The organism is Actinomadura barringtoniae (assembly GCF_017573505.1).
In the GTDB taxonomy this organism is placed as follows: Bacteria; Actinomycetota; Actinomycetes; order Streptosporangiales; family Streptosporangiaceae; genus Spirillospora; species Spirillospora barringtoniae.
Genome location: NZ_JAGEOJ010000010.1, coordinates 17985 through 33314, shown reverse-complemented (window position 1 = coordinate 33314; position 15330 = coordinate 17985). Strand labels below are relative to the sequence as shown.

The 15330-nt window shown below is 72.2% G+C and carries 16 protein-coding genes and 1 tRNA gene; 3 read left to right on the top strand and 14 right to left on the bottom strand.

Annotated features, from left to right (window positions below):
• Nucleotide 1: 1 nt before the first annotated feature.
• The 5 genes from J4573_RS24240 to J4573_RS24220 are packed head-to-tail and all read right to left on the bottom strand — an operon-like array spanning nucleotide 2 to nucleotide 4994.
• Nucleotides 2-1285 (bottom strand): ABC transporter substrate-binding protein, encoded by a 1284-nt coding sequence (locus tag J4573_RS24240; RefSeq protein WP_208258126.1) that lies wholly within the window; start codon nucleotides 1283-1285, stop codon nucleotides 2-4.
• Nucleotides 1282-2433, bottom strand: a complete 1152-nt coding sequence (locus J4573_RS24235; RefSeq protein WP_307796840.1) for a branched-chain amino acid ABC transporter permease — start codon at nucleotides 2431-2433, stop codon at nucleotides 1282-1284. The genes J4573_RS24240 and J4573_RS24235 overlap by 4 nt, the downstream gene beginning before the upstream one ends.
• Entirely contained in the window at nucleotides 2426-3325 is a 900-nt protein-coding gene (locus J4573_RS24230; RefSeq protein ID WP_208258125.1) for a branched-chain amino acid ABC transporter permease, read from the bottom strand. Before J4573_RS24230 ends, J4573_RS24235 begins: the two co-directional genes overlap by 8 nt.
• The gene (locus J4573_RS24225) at nucleotides 3322-4179 is read right to left on the bottom strand and encodes an ABC transporter ATP-binding protein (protein ID WP_208258124.1); all 858 of its coding nucleotides are present in this window, start codon (nucleotides 4177-4179) and stop codon (nucleotides 3322-3324) included. The genes J4573_RS24230 and J4573_RS24225 overlap by 4 nt, the downstream gene beginning before the upstream one ends.
• Nucleotides 4176-4994 (bottom strand): ABC transporter ATP-binding protein, encoded by an 819-nt coding sequence (locus J4573_RS24220; RefSeq protein ID WP_307796839.1) that lies wholly within the window; start codon nucleotides 4992-4994, stop codon nucleotides 4176-4178. Before J4573_RS24220 ends, J4573_RS24225 begins: the two co-directional genes overlap by 4 nt.
• A 214-nt stretch (nucleotides 4995-5208) precedes the next feature.
• Here J4573_RS24220 and J4573_RS24215 point away from each other — a divergent pair, with 214 nt between their 5' ends.
• Nucleotides 5209-6408: a PucR family transcriptional regulator gene (locus tag J4573_RS24215; RefSeq protein ID WP_307796837.1), complete on the top strand. Its 1200-nt coding sequence runs from the start codon at nucleotides 5209-5211 to the stop codon at nucleotides 6406-6408.
• A gap of 52 nt (nucleotides 6409-6460) precedes the next feature.
• On the opposite strand, the gene J4573_RS24210 is transcribed toward J4573_RS24215, so the two are convergent.
• The 5 genes from J4573_RS24210 to J4573_RS24190 form a co-directional block, all read right to left on the bottom strand.
• Entirely contained in the window at nucleotides 6461-7411 is a 951-nt protein-coding gene (locus J4573_RS24210) for an alpha/beta hydrolase family protein (RefSeq protein WP_372442880.1), read from the bottom strand.
• A 149-nt stretch (nucleotides 7412-7560) separates the two neighbouring features.
• Nucleotides 7561-8130 carry a DUF1097 domain-containing protein gene (locus tag J4573_RS24205; protein WP_208258121.1) on the bottom strand — a complete coding sequence of 190 codons (570 nt, stop codon included), beginning with the start codon at nucleotides 8128-8130 and terminating at the stop codon, nucleotides 7561-7563.
• A complete protein-coding gene (locus tag J4573_RS24200) occupies nucleotides 8127-9383 on the bottom strand; it encodes an amidohydrolase family protein (protein ID WP_208258120.1) in 1257 nt (418 codons plus the stop codon). The genes J4573_RS24205 and J4573_RS24200 overlap by 4 nt, the downstream gene beginning before the upstream one ends.
• A gap of 78 nt (nucleotides 9384-9461) precedes the next feature.
• Nucleotides 9462-10349, bottom strand: a complete 888-nt coding sequence (locus tag J4573_RS24195; RefSeq protein WP_208258119.1) for a sulfite exporter TauE/SafE family protein — start codon at nucleotides 10347-10349, stop codon at nucleotides 9462-9464.
• A 24-nt stretch (nucleotides 10350-10373) separates the two neighbouring features.
• Nucleotides 10374-10988, bottom strand: coding sequence for a GntR family transcriptional regulator (locus tag J4573_RS24190; protein ID WP_208258118.1), 615 nt, complete (start codon nucleotides 10986-10988; stop codon nucleotides 10374-10376).
• Nucleotides 10989-11105: 117 nt separating this feature from the next.
• Between J4573_RS24190 and J4573_RS24185 the strand changes: the two genes are divergently transcribed.
• Both J4573_RS24185 and J4573_RS24180 read left to right on the top strand, forming a co-directional pair.
• Nucleotides 11106-12170 (top strand): acetamidase/formamidase family protein, encoded by a 1065-nt coding sequence (locus tag J4573_RS24185; RefSeq protein ID WP_208258117.1) that lies wholly within the window; start codon nucleotides 11106-11108, stop codon nucleotides 12168-12170.
• 18 nt (nucleotides 12171-12188) lie between these two features.
• Nucleotides 12189-12494 (top strand): SgcJ/EcaC family oxidoreductase, encoded by a 306-nt coding sequence (locus J4573_RS24180; RefSeq protein WP_208258116.1) that lies wholly within the window; start codon nucleotides 12189-12191, stop codon nucleotides 12492-12494.
• A gap of 21 nt (nucleotides 12495-12515) precedes the next feature.
• Here the strand turns inward: J4573_RS24180 and J4573_RS24175 are convergent, their stop codons facing one another.
• From J4573_RS24175 to J4573_RS24160, 4 genes are all read right to left on the bottom strand, one after another.
• Nucleotides 12516-13982 (bottom strand): carboxylesterase/lipase family protein, encoded by a 1467-nt coding sequence (locus J4573_RS24175; RefSeq protein ID WP_208258115.1) that lies wholly within the window; start codon nucleotides 13980-13982, stop codon nucleotides 12516-12518.
• 31 nt (nucleotides 13983-14013) lie between these two features.
• Complete coding sequence (locus J4573_RS24170) at nucleotides 14014-14505, bottom strand: GtrA family protein (protein WP_208258114.1); 492 nt, start codon at nucleotides 14503-14505, stop codon at nucleotides 14014-14016.
• 83 nt (nucleotides 14506-14588) lie between these two features.
• Nucleotides 14589-14664: transfer RNA gene (locus tag J4573_RS24165), tRNA-Met, on the bottom strand.
• Between the two features lie 45 nt (nucleotides 14665-14709).
• Nucleotides 14710-15309: a TetR/AcrR family transcriptional regulator gene (locus J4573_RS24160; RefSeq protein ID WP_208258113.1), complete on the bottom strand. Its 600-nt coding sequence runs from the start codon at nucleotides 15307-15309 to the stop codon at nucleotides 14710-14712.
• Between the last annotated feature and the right edge of the window lie 21 nt (nucleotides 15310-15330).

The window sequence follows — 15330 nt, the reverse complement described above, 5'->3', positions numbered from 1 at the left end:
GTCAGCCTCCGCTTGGCGCGCTGTACCCCTTGGCCAGATCGGACTCGGTGGCCTGCTCGACCATGACCGTTCCCCCGAGGGCGGTCTTGTCGGGCCGGGTGATGTAGCTGGCGCGGCCGGCCGGGGCGGTCCACTGGCTGAAGTCCTCCGGCGCGCCGCCGAGCCCGAGGTCGAACGAGCGCGTCGAACGGTGCGCGGCGACGATGCCGTCCCGGGTGAGGTCCTTGTTCGCGCAGGCCTTCTTCAGTGCCTCGCCGACGACCGCCGCGGTCGTGTAACCGGACAGGACGGCGCTGTCGAGCGGCTGCCCCTTGTAGGCCATCTGGTACTCGCCCGCGAGCTTCTTCAGCCCCTTGATGTCGGCGCTGAACGGCGCCGCGGCCGTCACCACGTAGTAGTTCTTCTGCATGATCGGGCCGACCGGCGTCGCCAGCAGCTGCTGCGCGAACGCCGAGTTGCTCGCGGCGAACGGCACGTTCAGCCCCATCGCGGCGCTCACCCCGACGAGCGAGGCGGCCTGCTTGGGCGAGACGCTGACCAGGATCGCCTTCACCCCGGCCTTCTTGAACGCGCCCGCCTGCGCCGTCATGTCGGCGTCGGTCGCCTTCACCTGCTGCTCGACCACGGTCAGCCCGGCCTTGCCCGCCGCGTACCGGACGCCGGCGAGCGCGCTCTGGCCGTAGTCGCCCTCCAGCCGCAGGTGCCCGATCTTGTCGCCGGACTTGATCCCCTTGGCCTTGGTGAGGAACGCGACGGCGTTCACCATGTCCACGTCGTAGGTGGTGCCGGTGACCTGCACGTACTTGCTGCCAAGCAGGGTGTGCGCCCAGGCCTGCGGCAGCGTCAGCAGGTGGTCGTTCTCCAGCCGTGGACGCAGCGCCATCGTGATCGGCGACCCGATGACCTGCGGGATCGCCGCCGACCTCGGTGCCAGCTCGCTGTAGGCGGCCAGCGCCTTCTGCACGTCGTAGCCGTGGTCGCGGACGACCAGGTCGATCTTGCGGCCGCAGACGCCGCCCGCGTTGTTGAGCTGGTCGTAGTAGAGCTTCTGCGCCTGGGTGACGCTCTTGCCCAACACGGCGTACGGGCCGGTGAGGTCGGTCAGCGCGGCGAGCGTGATCTTGTCCTTGGTCACGCCGGGACCGGTCTTGATGCCGCCCGAGGACGAGCCGCCGGACGCCTTGCCGCTGCATCCGGCGGCCGAGGCTGCGAGGACCACCATGACCGCGGCGGCTGCCGCTCGCTTGAGTGGACCGCGTCTGATCGGGACCTGTGTGGGGCTCATGCGGGCTGCTCCTCGGATTCGGGTCGGTTCGGGTTCGTCCGGTCGTGGCTCGGGTCAGGGGTGGCGGGCCGGTCGTGCGGGCGTCCGCGGGACGCGCGGTGGCGGCGGGTGGCGAGGCCGTGCAGGCCCCCGGGAGCGAAGAGCAGGACGGCGACGAACGCGACGCCGTAGATCAGGCGGGCGGCCTCGGCGGGGGCGAGTCCACCGCCGTCGCCGCCCGGCTCGGCGACCATCGGGAGCGCGTCGCCGAACCGGGTGAGCAGAGCGGGCAGCAGCGACACGAACGCGGCACCGGCGACGGCGCCGCCGACCGTGCCGAGCCCGCCGATGACGATCATCGCGAGGTAGTCCAGGGACAGGGCGAGGCCGAAGTAGTCCGGCACGGTCCGCTGGAAGACCAGCGCGAGCAGCACGCCCGCGAGCCCCGCGTACATCGAGGACAGCGCGAAAGCCGCGGCCCGGTAGCGGGCGACCGGCACGCCGAGGGCGCCGGCCGCGATCTCGTTGTCGCGGACGGTGTTGAGCGCGCGGCCCGGCCTGCCGTTCAGCACGCCCCGCGCGAACCACGCCGCGACCGCGACCAGCGCCAGGCTCAGGTACCAGAGGCGTTCCAGGCCGCCGAACGGGACGCCGAACACCAGCAGCGGGTCGGGGGTGTCGGTGAAGCGGAAACCGAGCAGGTCGAGCGGCGGCACGGCCCGGCCGTTCACCCCGCCCGTGACCGGCTCGGCGCGGTAGAGCAGGTGCTGGCCGACGAAGACGAGCGCGAGCGTGGCGATGCCGAGCGAGGTGCCCTTCAGCCGCCCGGCGATCGGGGCGCACGCGCCGCCCATGAGCCCGGCGAGTGCGACCGCGCCGATGGCGGCGAACGCGGTCGGCAGGCCGAGCCCCGACAGGTGCAGGCCCGCCGACTCCGAGGGCTCGGCGGACAGCCACGTGTAGCCGTACGCGCCGAGGGCCAGGAAGAACGCGTGCGCAAGCGAAAGCTGGCCTGCCGAGCCGGTCAGCACGTTCAGGCCGATCGCGCCGATCGCGGCGGTCATCGCGAACAGGCCCGCCTGCAGCCAGAACGCGCCGGCGTAGAACGGCAGGATCAGCAGTACGGCGATGCCCAGGCCCCAGCCGGCACGCCTCGGCAGCTCAGACACGGGCGGCCTCCCTCGTTCCGAAGAGGCCTGCCGGGCGGACCAGCAGCACGATCGTCATCAGCAGGTACGGCGCGACCTGCGCGAAGCCGCCGCCGAGCAACGCGAAGTCGGTCTGGTAGCCGATGACCGCGGACTCGGTGATCCCGATGACCAGGCCGCCGACCAGCGCGCCGGTGGTGGAGTCGACGCCGCCGATGACCGCCGCGGGCAGCGCCTTGAGCGCGGCGTAGGAGGTCGTACGGTCCAGGCCCGGCGTCGGGAACACGCACAGGAAGAGCGCGGCCAGCGCGGCGAACGCCCCGGCCACCGCCCACGCGCCCGCCGAGACCCGGCCGAGGCGCACGCCCATCAGCGCGGCGGTCTCGCGGCGTTCGGCGGCGGCGCGCATCGCCACGCCCCACGAGGTGAACTTGAACGCCAACAGGAACGCGGCGATCGCCAGCACCGCCACGGCCAGCGCCGCGATCCGGGTCTGCGCGATCGTCACGCCGCCCAGCCGCACGACCTTGTCGCCCCACGGGTCGCCGAGCGGCAGCACGCGCGTCCCGATGCGGCGGGTCAGCTCGACCGTGAGGACGATGTCGACGCCGATCGTGACGATGCTGAGCGTGGCGTTCCCGCCGAGCGCGCCGGGCCGCAGCCTGCGCAGCACGAGGAACTCGATCGCCGCGCCGAGCGCCGCGGTGGCCGCGATCCCGGCGAGGACGGCCGGCCAGAAGCCGATGTCGTCGTGCAGCTCGGCGATCAGCAGCCCGCCCGCCAGCAGCAGCGACGGCTGCGCGAAGTTGATGACCTCGGTCGCCTTGTGAACGACGACGAACCCGAGCGCGACCAGCGCGTACACCGCGCCGCTGGACAGCCCGTTGACGAGCACCTCCAGAAGACCGGTCATCCCGCCCTCCGTTCCGAAACGCCGAGGTAGGCGCGCACGACCGCGGGGTCGCGGCGGATCTGCGCGGGCGTGCCGGTCGCGATGCGGCGGCCGAAGTCGAGCACGGTCACCTCGTCGGCGATCCGCCCGACCAGGCCCATGTCGTGCTCGACCAGCAGGATCGACAGGCCGAGCGAGGTCCGCGCGGCGCGCAGCGTCCCGGTGAGCGCGTGCCGTTCGGTGCCGTTCATGCCGGCGGCGGGCTCGTCCAGCAGCAGCACGCGCGGCTCCAGGCACAGCGCGCGGGCCAGCTCGACCCGCTTGCGCACGCCGTACGGGAGCAGGCCGCAGGGTGTGGCGAGGTGATCGGCGATGCCGACGAACTCGGCGATCTCCCGGACGCGGGCGCGGTGCCGCGCCTCCTCCTGGCGGGCGCTCGGCAGCCTGAGCCCCGCCGCGGCGATGCCGGTACGGGTCAGGCGGTGGCGGCCGAGCATCAGGTTGTCGGCGACGTCCAGGCGCGGCGAGAGCGCGAGGTTCTGGAACGTGCGGGCCACGCCGAGCGCGGCGATCCGGTGCGGTGGCAGCCCGGTCAGCTCGCGCCGTCCGAGCCGCACCGAGCCGTCCGAGGCGCGGACCACGCCCGACAGCACGTTGAAGCAGGTGGACTTGCCCGCGCCGTTCGGGCCGACGAGGGCGTGCACGGTGCCGGGCCGGACCGTGAAGCCCACCCCGTCCAGCGCCGTCACCCCGGCGAAGCGCACGGTGAGATCGCGGATGGTCAGTTCAGGCGCCTCGGTCGGCTTGTGTGCGTCGGTCGGCTTGTGTGCGTCGGTCGGCTTGTGTGCGTCGGTCGGCTTGTGTGAGTCGGTCATCCGGCCCACCTCGCGAGGGGGCGGGTGGCGGCCCGCACGTCGTCGATCTCGCCGTTGTCGCCGAGGTAGCGGCGCCGCACCTCGTCGGTCGCGGCGAGCTCGGCCGCCGGGCCGGACAGCGCGACCCGGCCGACCTCCAGGACGTAGGCGTGCGAGGCCAGGTCGAGGGCGAGCGCGGCGTTCTGCTCGATCAGCAGGATCGCGATGTCCTGGCGCCGGATGTCGCGGATCGTGTCAGCGATGCGGTCGATGACGATCGGGGCCAGGCCCAGCGACGGTTCGTCCAGCAGGAGCAGGCGCGGGCGGGCCATCAGCGCGCGGCCGATCGCGAGCATCTGCTGCTCGCCGCCCGACAGGAGGCCGGCGCGCTGCCGCTGCCGTTCGGCCAGTACGGGGAACAGCCGCATGACCAGGTCGTAGGTCTCCGCGACGCCGCGGCGGGACGCGGTGAGGGCGCCCGCGCGGAGGTTCTCGGCGACGGTCATGCGGGCGAAGATCTGCCGTCCCTCGGGCACCTGGACGATCCCGTCAGCCACGATCGCGTCGGCGCGGCGGCCGCGCAGGTCGCGCCCGTCCGCCTCGATCCGGCCGCCGCGGATCTCGCCGCCGTGGAACGGGAGCACGCCCGAGATGGCCCGCAGCAGCGTCGACTTGCCCGCGCCGTTCGCGCCGAGGACGGCGACCGCCCCGCCCGCCGGCACCCGCAGCGACACCGCGCGCAGCGCGCGCACCGGGCCGTAGGCGACCGTCAGCTCGGTGACCGTCAGCGCGTCGGGCGGCGCGCCGTCCGGTGTGCCGGGTGGGCCTGGATTCACCGTGTCTCCTCGGGGGGTGGGCGGGACGGTCGGCATACATCAGCACGCGGCCCCGACCGGGTCTAGAGCGCCGTTCTAATTCGGGGACCGGCCGCAATCCGCGACGCCCGGCGTTGTGAGCCGTCACAGTCCGGGGCGGTACGGGCCCTCGCGGTCTGGTCAGCGTCCGGGCGCGATGGCACCATGGGCGGCCACTCCTGGCGTGGAGGTACGAGTGGCGTTCGGTACCGCGCACGCCGACCGCGACGGCCGTGCGATCATGCGCCGGGCCGTCGGGCGGCTGGCCCCCCGGCTGACCGATCTCGCCGACCGGTTGCTGGCCGAGATCGTCGTCGGCGAGTGCTGGGACCGCCCGGCCGAGCTCCGCGACGACCTGTGGCAGGTCTGCCACGTCGGGTTGGGGCACGGCGTCGCGACGATCCTCGATCCCGACCGTGGCCGCGCCGACCTGGAGTGGGCCGAACGGCTGGGCCGCCGCCGCGCCGAGCAGGGCCAGCCGCTGGACCAGCTGCTGCGCTCCTACCGCCTGGCCGGCCGCGTCTTCTGGGAGGCCGTGGTCGACATCGTCAGCGAGGACGACCCGGCGCACGTGCCCGTTCTCGTACGGCAGGCGACGCGCACCTGGCACACCATCGACGAGCTGTCGAGCGCCGCTGCCGCCGCGTACCACCGCACCGAGTACGACCTGTTGCGCAGCAGCGAGGAGCGAACGGCGGCGGTCGTGGACGCGCTGCTGGAGGGGCGCGGCACGGAAGGCGCGCTGCTCACGACGGCGGCGGAGGCGCTCGGCCTGCCCGTGCGCGGCCGCTATGCCGTCGTGGTGATCGGCGTTCCGCTGCCGCCCGAACCACCGGAGCCGCCGGACGGCGAGGGCGGCGGGCTGCGGTTCTTCTGGCGGCTGCGCGCCGACACCCGCGTCGCGGTCGTGGCGCTCGGCCCGGCCACGCTCGACGACCTCACCGAGACGCTACGGCCGTACGTCGCCGGGCACGCCGGAGTGAGCGCGGTCGTGGACGGGCTCGCGGAGCTCGGTACGGCACGCCACCAGGCCGAACTCGCGATCCGTACATGCTGCTCGTCCGAACCCGAGATCGCCCTGCTCGACCGGCGACTGCCCGACGCGCTGATCGTCTCCGAGCCGCGGCTTGCCGGGCGGCTGGGCAGGATCCGGCTCGGGCCGCTGCTGGAGCTGGACGCGGCCTACCGGGACGTCCTGCTCGACACGTTCGCCACCTGGCTGGAGTGCGACGGCTCGGCGGCCGCCGCGGCGCCGCTGTTGTATTGCCACCACAACACGGTCCTCAATCGGCTGCGCCGCCTCGAACGCCTCACCGGCTGCGCGCTCACCCGCCCGCGCGATCTCGTCGAGCTGGTCCTCGCGCTGAGCGCCGTACGGCTGCTGCCGCTGGCCTGAGGCAGACCGATGGCGGCCGTGCCGGACGGCCGCCATCGGGGTTCTCGTGCCTTTATGAATTGGGGCAGGTGTTCCTGTACTGCGAGATGGTCAGGTCACCGCTCGGCGGCGGGCACAGGAACTGGTCGTAGCGTGTGTCGTTGTCGATGTAGCGCTTCAGCCAGGAGATCGCGTATTTGGCGATCGTGGTGTTGGCGGTGTTGGGCGCGAAGTGCGATGCCCCCGCCAGTTCCAGGTAGGCCTTCTCCGACGACGCGGGGATCGAGTTGTAGAACGGGATCGAGTGCACCGCGACCGGCGCGATCGTGTCCAGCTGGCCGCCGACGATCATCGTCGGCACCTGGTCACGGGAGAAGTTGGTGTTGAGGTCCCACGGCGTCAGCGGGATCGCCGCCTGCAGCGCGGGCCGGCTCACCGACTCCTCGAGCGTTCCGCCGCCGCCCATCGAGTGGCCCATCACGCCGAGCCGGGACGAGTCGAGCCGGGAGCGGACCGAGCTCTGGCCGGTCAGGTAGTTCAGCGCGGAGTCGAGCTGGCGGGCCCGGCTGTCGGGCTGGTCCAGGCGGGTGAGCGTGTCGATGATGAACACGACGAAGCCCTGGGAGGCCAGGCGCGGTCCGAGCCAGGCCAGGCTGGTCTGGTCGGCGGTGTAGCCGGGCGCCATCGCGATCGCGCCGAACGTTCCCTGGCTGGTGTCGGTCGGGTAGTAGATCGTGCCGCCGCCGAAGCCGCTCACGCTGAGGGCCGACACGGTCGTCTGGCTCGTGGCGAACGGGCCGCGCACGGCCTCGATGCTCGCCTTGGTCGGTGCCGGCCCGCGCTCGTACGGGTTGTCGGCGGCGGCCGCGGCGGCATGTGCGGGGGCGGGGGCTGCGGCGGGCGCGGCGTTGGCGGCGGGAGCCATGCCCGTGGCCGCGCCCGCCAGGGCGAGGCCGAGGGCAACGGCCGCGATGGCGCGGCGTCCGGATCCGGGCGTGCCGGATGGGGTGTTCCGGGACAGCATGTCGATGCGCTCTCCTTCGGGGGAGGAAGCGCTCCGATGGAGTTTTAGGGGGATCGGAGCACTTCCGGGGGATATCGACGTCTGCGATTGTCAGGACGCCGCATCCCGCGCGCATCGGCGAGATCGCCTGTCTTCTGCGTTACCGCCGCTCAGGCGTTTTCAGGAGCCAGGGCGGGAGCCGGGGCGGGCTTGCCGACCGGGCGGGGGAAGGCGAGCTTGACCGACAGGTAGGCGAAGACCGGGCCGAGCGCGTTCATCGCGATGACCGAGATCCAGGCGGCCCAGGCGTTGCCCTTGTCGAAGCCGAAGCCGCCGAAGAAGGTCGCGAAGTACGACGCGAACCCGAAGAACATGCCGGGGATGAGGGCGAAGAGCTTGGTCCGGCCCGTGTACATCAGGGCCGTGTTGACGACCAGGATGATGGCGGCCAGCACGGTGTTGCGGGCGAACTGGCCGTCGCCGAGCGCGGTGCCGATGTGCTCGTCCAGCAGCACGATGATGAGCGCGAACGTCGAGCCCATGGGCATCGCGAGCCAGAGGCGGCGGGCCGTGGCGAGGCTCGGGCCACCGGCGAGGAACGTTCCGGCCCAGCCGATGAAGATCGCCCACGGCGGCAGGTGCAGGCTCGTACCGCCGATGAACGCGGTGGTCGCGGCGAGGATCGAGGCGACGATCTCGTGCGGTACGCGGTCCTTCATGGTGGTTGCCTGATCGGTCATGCGGAGGCTCCTTCGAGGACGGTCGTGCGCGTCGTGCGGGCGACCACCCGGCCGCGCTTGAGGACGAAACAGCGGTCGGGACGGTCGAGCAGGGCGCCGGCGAGGTCGGTGCTGCTGAGGACGACCAGGTCGGCGTCGGCGCCGGGGCGCAGGCCGTAGGAGGTGAGGCCGAGCACCCGGGCGGCCTCGGTGGTGGCCATGGCGAGCACGCGGGCGAGGTCGGCGGGGCCGGACAGGTGGGAGGTCTGCGCCAGCAACAGGCCGATGTCGAGGAGATCGGCGTTGCCGTACGGGGTGAAGGCGTTGCGGACGTTGTTGGAGCTGTAGGCGGTCACGACGCCCGCGTCCCAGAGCTCGCGCACCGGCGCGATGCCCCGGCGCGTGTTGGCGGTGTCGGCACGGCCGCTCAGGTGCAGGTCGGTGGCGGGCAGCGGCACGACGGCGACGCCCGCGGCGGCGAGGCGCGCCAGCGCGTCCTTGCGCTCGGCGGCCGAACGGCCCGCCAGGGAGTTCATGTGGCCGAGGGCGACGCGGCCGGACATGCCGCGTTCTTCGGTTACCCCGGCGATGTGTTCGGCCAATGCGAAACGTGGGTCGCTCGCGTCGTCGGCCAGGTCGGCGTGCATGTCGACCGGGACGCCGAACTCTGCGGCGAGGTCGAAGACCAGGTCGACGTGACGGTGACAGGTCGCGAGGTCGGGCTCGTTGTAGGTGCAGCCGCCGACCACGTCCGCGCCGCGCTGGAGGGCTTCGCGGAGGAGGTCCAGCGTGCCGGGCGCCTGCACGATGCCCTCTTGGGGGAACGCGACGACCTGCAGATCGACGCGGTCCCGGTACTCCTCGCGGAGGTCGAGCATCGCGTCCAGGCACGTCAGGCCGACGATCGGATCGACGTCGGGGTGCGCGCGCACGTGCGTCGTGCCGTTCAGGATCGCCTGGTCGAGGACGCGGCGGGCACGTGCGCGGACGGTGTCGGGCGTGAACGAGCGCTTGAGGTCGGCGGTGATCTGGATGGCGGCGGCGAGCGTGCCCTCGGGGTTCGGGCGCTCGCCGTCCAGGAGGGCCTTGTCGAGGTGCAGGTGCGACTCGATCAGGCCGGGGATGACGACCCGGCCGTCACAGTCGATGTCGCCGGGCGCGCACGGGGCGCCGGTGGCGGGGACGATCGCGGCGATGCGGCCGCCGGTGATCTCGATGTCGGCCGGTGCGTCGGCACCGGCGATGCGGGCGTTGTGGAGAACGAAGCTGGACACGAGAAGTTGTATACGATCCGCGTGTTTCGATCTCCCGCGCCGCGCGTGTCGCCGCCGTTACCGGGACCTCACATCGGGCTAGAGCCGCATGCGGACGCCGATGACCACGCCGAACACCGTCACGACGACCCGCAGCGCGGTGGGCTTCAGCAGCTTCGACAACCGCCCGCCCAGGTTGCCGCCGAGCAGGCAGGCCGGGGCCAGGACCAGCACCGACAACCAGTGGACCGGCCCGAAGACGCCGAACGCCAGCGTGGCGACCGAGCTCACGCCCAGTTGGAGCACGCTCTTCATGCCCTGGAGCAAGAGAATGTCGGCGGTCATCGTCAGCATCAGCACGGCGAGGATGATGATGCCGAGTCCGCCCGCGAAGTACGCGCCGTACAGGCCCGCAAGGAAAATCCCGATGAGCTGGGCGATGAAGTGCCGTTCGAGCGCCGGCTCCCCCGCGCCCTCGTCCGCAGGCACCTCGCTCCGCCCGTCCCCCGTCCCGTCGCCCGGCGCGTCCCCCGGCCCGTCCCCCGGCCCGTTGACTGGCCCGCCGACCGGCACCGGAACGGGAACAGCCGCCTTCGGCGCGGTGAGCCGGTTGAGCGTCCGGGTGATCAGGGGCTGCGCGGCGAAGACGCCGGTCGCGCCCAGGATCAGGTACGGCACGATGGCCTTGAAGATCGACGATGGCAGGAGCAGCAGCAGGACGGCCCCGCAGATCGCGCCGATCAGCGCCGCGATCATCGGCGCCAGCAGCGTCCGCCCGTGCCCCGTGAGCCGCTCACGGAACGCGAAGACCCCGCCGACGTAGCCGGGCCAGACCCCTACCGCGTTGGTGACGTTGGCGGTGACCGGCGGCAGGCCGGTGGCCAGCAGCGTCGGGAAGGTGATCAGGCTGCCGCCGCCCGCGACGGCGTTGCAGACTCCGGCGAGAAAGCCGGCTCCGGCGAGCAGGGCGGCATCATGGGGGGTCATGCCCACCGATCGTATACGACCGCCTCAGCGGTACAGGTAGGCGGCCTCGGCGTTGGCGATGTGCCGGGCCACCGCGGCGCGGGCGGCCTCGGGATCGCCCGCCTCCAGGGCCGCGCAGATCTCCACGTGCTCCTGCCAGGAGTCGTGCGCCCGGCGCGGCAGCTCGACCGCGTACACCCAGGCGATCTTCTGGCTGAGCTGGTGGATGAGCCCGCTCAGCATCGTGCTGCCGGACGCCTCGGCCAGCACCTCGTGGAAGCGGCTGTTCAGCCGGGTGAGCTCCTCCAGCCGCTCGTCCGCCACCGCGTCCAGGCCCAGCGCGACCAGTTCCTTCAGCCGCCCGAGCTGCTCGGGCGTCCGTCTCGCCGCGGCACGCGCCGCGCAGGCGGGCTCCAGCAGGCTCCGGATCTCCAGCAGGTCGGCGGCGTCGGTCTCGGTGAGCTCGGCGACGAACGTGCCCACGTACGGCCGCGAGTGCACGAACCCCTCGGCCTCCAGGGTCCGCAGCGCCTCGCGCACCGGCACCCGCGACACCCCGTACCGCTCGGCGAGCCCCTCCTCGGTGAGGCGGCTCCCGGGCGCGAAGACGCGCCGGATGATGTCGTCGCGAACGGCCTTGCAGACCTGTTGCGGCGACATGCGCCGTGTGGTGCTCAACAATGCCCCCGGTTGATCGACCGCCCACGAAGGTGGTTGTATACGAATGTACTCCCACCCCGAGTCACGCAGAGAACCGAGCGCAGAACCGGGTGTGCGATGAAGCTACTACAGCCCCGCGCGGGCGAGGTCCGCGGTGAGGTCTACCTCCCGTCCGGCCTGGACACGATCTCCTGGGGCCTGCTCCCCAACGCGACCGCGGAGCCGGTGCTCAAGGTCGCCTCCGGCGTCGCGGTGACGATCGACACCGTGAGCCACGAGGGCCTCCTGGAAGACCAGGGCCGCGACCCCGCCGCCTTCTTCGGAGAAGCCGGCTTCGGGCGCGCCGACCTCCTCGCCGACGCCGTCGAGATCGCCGGTGACGGCGACCACGAGCCGACGACGCAGGGCCCGCACGTGGTCACCGGCCCGATCGCCGTCGCCGGCGCGCAGCCCGGCGACGTCCTCGAAGTGGAGATCCTCGACCTGGCCTACCGCGCCCCCTACGGCGCGATCAGCAACCGGCACGGCAAGGGCGCACTCCCCGGCGAATACCCCCAGGGCGGCGCGGGCGTCGTCTCCCAGATCGCCACCGTCGGCGACGACGGCCTCGGCCGGCTCCCCATCGGCGACGGCCGCGACCTGCGCTTCCCGCTCGACCCGTTCCTCGGCATCATGGGCGTCGCCCCCGCGACCGAGGAGCCCGTCCACTCGGTCCCGCCGGGCCCGCACGGCGGCAACATCGACGTCCGCCTGCTCACCCCGACCCGTTCGGCCCGCCTCTACCTGCCCGTCCAGGTGCCGGGCGCGCTGTTCTACGTCGGCGACCCGCACTTCTCGATGGGCGACGGCGAGGTCGCTCTCACCGCCTTCGAGGCGCCGCTGCGCGCGACGCTGCGGCTGACCGTGCACGCCGACCCGGCGATCCGGCGCCTGGCCGCCGCGCTGGCGACGCCGTTCGCCGAGACCGCCACCGACCACCTGGTGCTCGGGCTGGACCGCGACCTGGACGAGGCGGTCAAGCAGGCCACCCGCAACGCGCTGGCCTTCCTCCGCGAACGCCACGGCATCCCCGGCCCCGTCGCCCTGGCCTATCTGTCCGCCGCGGCCGACTTCCGCATCTCCCAGGTCGTGGACATCGTCAAGGGCGTCCACTGCTGTATCCGCAAGGCGGACCTCCCCTGACTCGAAACCCACCCGGGGTTGACGCCCGGATCTCCGGAACGTGCCCTGTTCAAGGGCTTCGTCAAGGGCACCAAGCTGGCCGACCCCTACCTGGCCATCCGTTTCTACGGCCCGACGACCGCGATCGTCACCACCCGCGGCGACACCTACAAGGGCAAGGTCAAGAAGCCCGCCGACCTGTCGAAGACCCAGACCTACACGCTGGTCCGCGACACCGACGGCCAGTGGCGCATCGCGGCCTTCCACAACACCAAGCGCCAGCGCGTCATGGAGCGCGTCTCGTTCCTCTTCGACGGCGACACCAAGCCCGCCGCCGAGAAGTGAGCTACCGGGGTATCCGCCCTGTCAGTGCTTCTCCCAGAGCTTGCGGTCGTCGCCGCGCGGGTCGGCGACCACGGCGTTGGACTCGCCGTCGTACACCTTGACCATCCGCGACCCGGGCTCGAAGCGCGCCCAGCCGGGGTCGCCGTGCACGGCGAAGTCCAGCCAGGCCTTGTGCATGGCGTCGGCCAGGCTCTGCGGCGGGTTCGGTCCCGCGAGGCCGGCCGCGTCGGGCTTGCCCAGGTTGTCGAAGACGAAGCCGAGCTCCAGCGCGTGGCAGGCGCCCAGCTCGCTCACGGGCGAACGCCAGGCGAACTCGTACATCCAGGTCGGCGAGTCGGCGTGGTACTCGGCGACGCGGTTGGCGGGCGCGCGGAAGAAGCTGTCGGTGATGATCTGCGCGAGCACCTCACCCGGCGCGGAGTCCTGGTAGCGGTCGCGGTACGTCGCCGAGATGCCGTGCTCGATGCCGAAGCCGGTCACCGCGAAGTCGACCAGCTCGGGCGTCAGCGCCGCCGCCAGCCCGGTCGGCATCAGGAAAAGCCGGAACTCCTCGCTGGTGTAGCCGATCAGCAGGTCCACGTCGCGCCCGGCGCCGTCGGCGATCGCGTCCTCGGCGCGGCGCGGGTAGACGTCGCCGTCCAGCACCGGCATCAGCGACATCGCGGCGGCCGCCGTCGTACGGCCCCAGCGGTTCGGGTCGGGCAGCGCGGAGACCTCGGCCGCCACCGCCGCCTGCACCGGGATGATGTCGGCCGGGTCCAGCGCGGCGAAGCCCTCGGCGGTCGGCTCGATGCCGAGCCGCGTCGCCATCTCCTTGGTGATCAGCATCGCGTCCTCGGGCGACTGGGCGATGCTGCCCGCGCCGCTCTGCGCGATCGCGCGGTGGAACAGCCCGAGGTCCAGGGACAGCAGCGTCGTGACCGACATCGCGCCCGCCGACTCCCCGAAGACCGTGATCTGGCCGGGGTCGCCGCCGAACGCCGCGATGTTGTCGCGTACCCACTCCAGGGCGAAGATCTGGTCGCGCAGGCCGCGGTTCAGCGGCGCGCCCGGCAGGTTGGCGAACCCCTCGACGCCCAGCCGGTAGTTGATCGAGACGCACACGACGCCGTCGCGCGCGAAGTTGGTGCCGTCGTAGATCGTCACGGCGCCCGAGCCGTTGCGGAACGCGCCGCCGTGGATCCAGACCATGACCGGCAGCCCGGCCGCGCCGGGGTCGGGCGTCCACACGTTCAGGTTGAGGCAGTCCTCGCCCGGCACGACCGGGTCGGGCAGCAGCGCGTCGTAGGGCTTCGGGTAGCCGGGCTTGGGCGCGGTGGGCCCGAACGCGACCGTCTCCCGCACCCCGTCCCACGGCTGCGGCGGCCTGGGCGCCTGGAAGCGGTTGACCCCGACCGGCGGCGCCGCGTACGGAATGCCCAGGAAGGCCGACACTCCACCGGCCCTGCTCCCCCGGACCCTGCCGTACGTCGTCTGGACCGTATCCATGCGCGTGCCTCCGGGCGTTCTAGAACGAGGTTCAATCAGCCCGAGAGTACGTGAGGAAGACGAACCGCCGGTAGCCCCACCAGCGGAACAGCATGGCCAGCAGCGTGCCGATGATCATCCCGCTCACGAAGTCGGAGACCTCCTGGACACCCCGGCCGACCTCGGGATACTCCAGGTTGAAGAAGTAGCGCGCGAAATAGAGCGGGACCGCGTTCACGCCCATCGACAGGACGTTGACCAGCACGAACACGGCGAACTCGCCCGCCCACCGTTCCCCCGCCGCCCGGAACGCCCAGCCCCGCTGCAGGATGTACGACAGCACCGTCGCGAACGCCGTCGCGATCAGCAGCGCCGTCACCGGCTTGTTCTCCAGAACGGTGAGCTTCAGCGCGAAGTTGATCGCCGCGGTGACGACGAAGCAGATCCCGCCCGACAGCCCGAACTTCACCAGCACCCGGTTGCGGATCAGCATCGGCCGGACCCGTTCGGGGACCCGCTCGAGAGCGGCGCTGGTGATCGTCATGCGGGGCAGCCTATCCGCCCCATGCGCCCCGTCTGACACTGGAACGCCCCTCCGGCCCTGAGGCCGGAGGGGCGTTTCCGTAGTAGCGGGGACGGGATTTGAACCCGCATATCTCGGCTTATGAGACCGATGGGCTTCCGAGTTGCCCTTCACCCCGCGTCGATGTCTCAACGGTACGAAAGGCGGCGCCGGGCGGGCAATTGATTATTGGGGGCGGAGCATCCGGGTGAGGTAGTCGCGGGCGAAGGCGCGAATGGCGTCCTCGTCGTCCAGTACGAGACCGCCGCCGGGGACCAGAAGCAGGGAGACCGCGACCCGGAGCAGAACTTCGGCCACGGTCTGGAAGTCCTGCGGGTCGTCGGGACGGGCCCGGCGCAGGCGGTCGGCGAGGATGTCGCGGGCGGCGACCATCACGGCACCCCCGTTCATGCTCAACTGCGGCAGGAACGCCTCGGGCTCGCTCTGCAGGACGCGGGTCATCAGGGGATGCGTGCGCGCGCCTTGGAGTCCGACGACGAAGCCCTCGACGACGGCGTCCTCGGGGGTCGGCAGGTCCTCGGTCGCCGCGGCGATGGCGGTCAGGAAGCGGCGGACCTCGCGCAGGATCACGGCCTGGAGAAGCTGCTCCTTGTTGGTGAACCGGCGGTAGATCGTGGTGCGGGCCACCCCGGCGCGCTTGGCGACGTCCTCCACGCTGACCCGCCGCAGGCCGTAGGTCTCGAACTCGGCCAGGGCGGCGTCCAGGATGCGGGTGTCCAGGTCGTCGGTGTCGGGGGCGGCCAGCAGCCCTGTCAACGCGTCCATGGTCGCACCCTATTTCGTGGT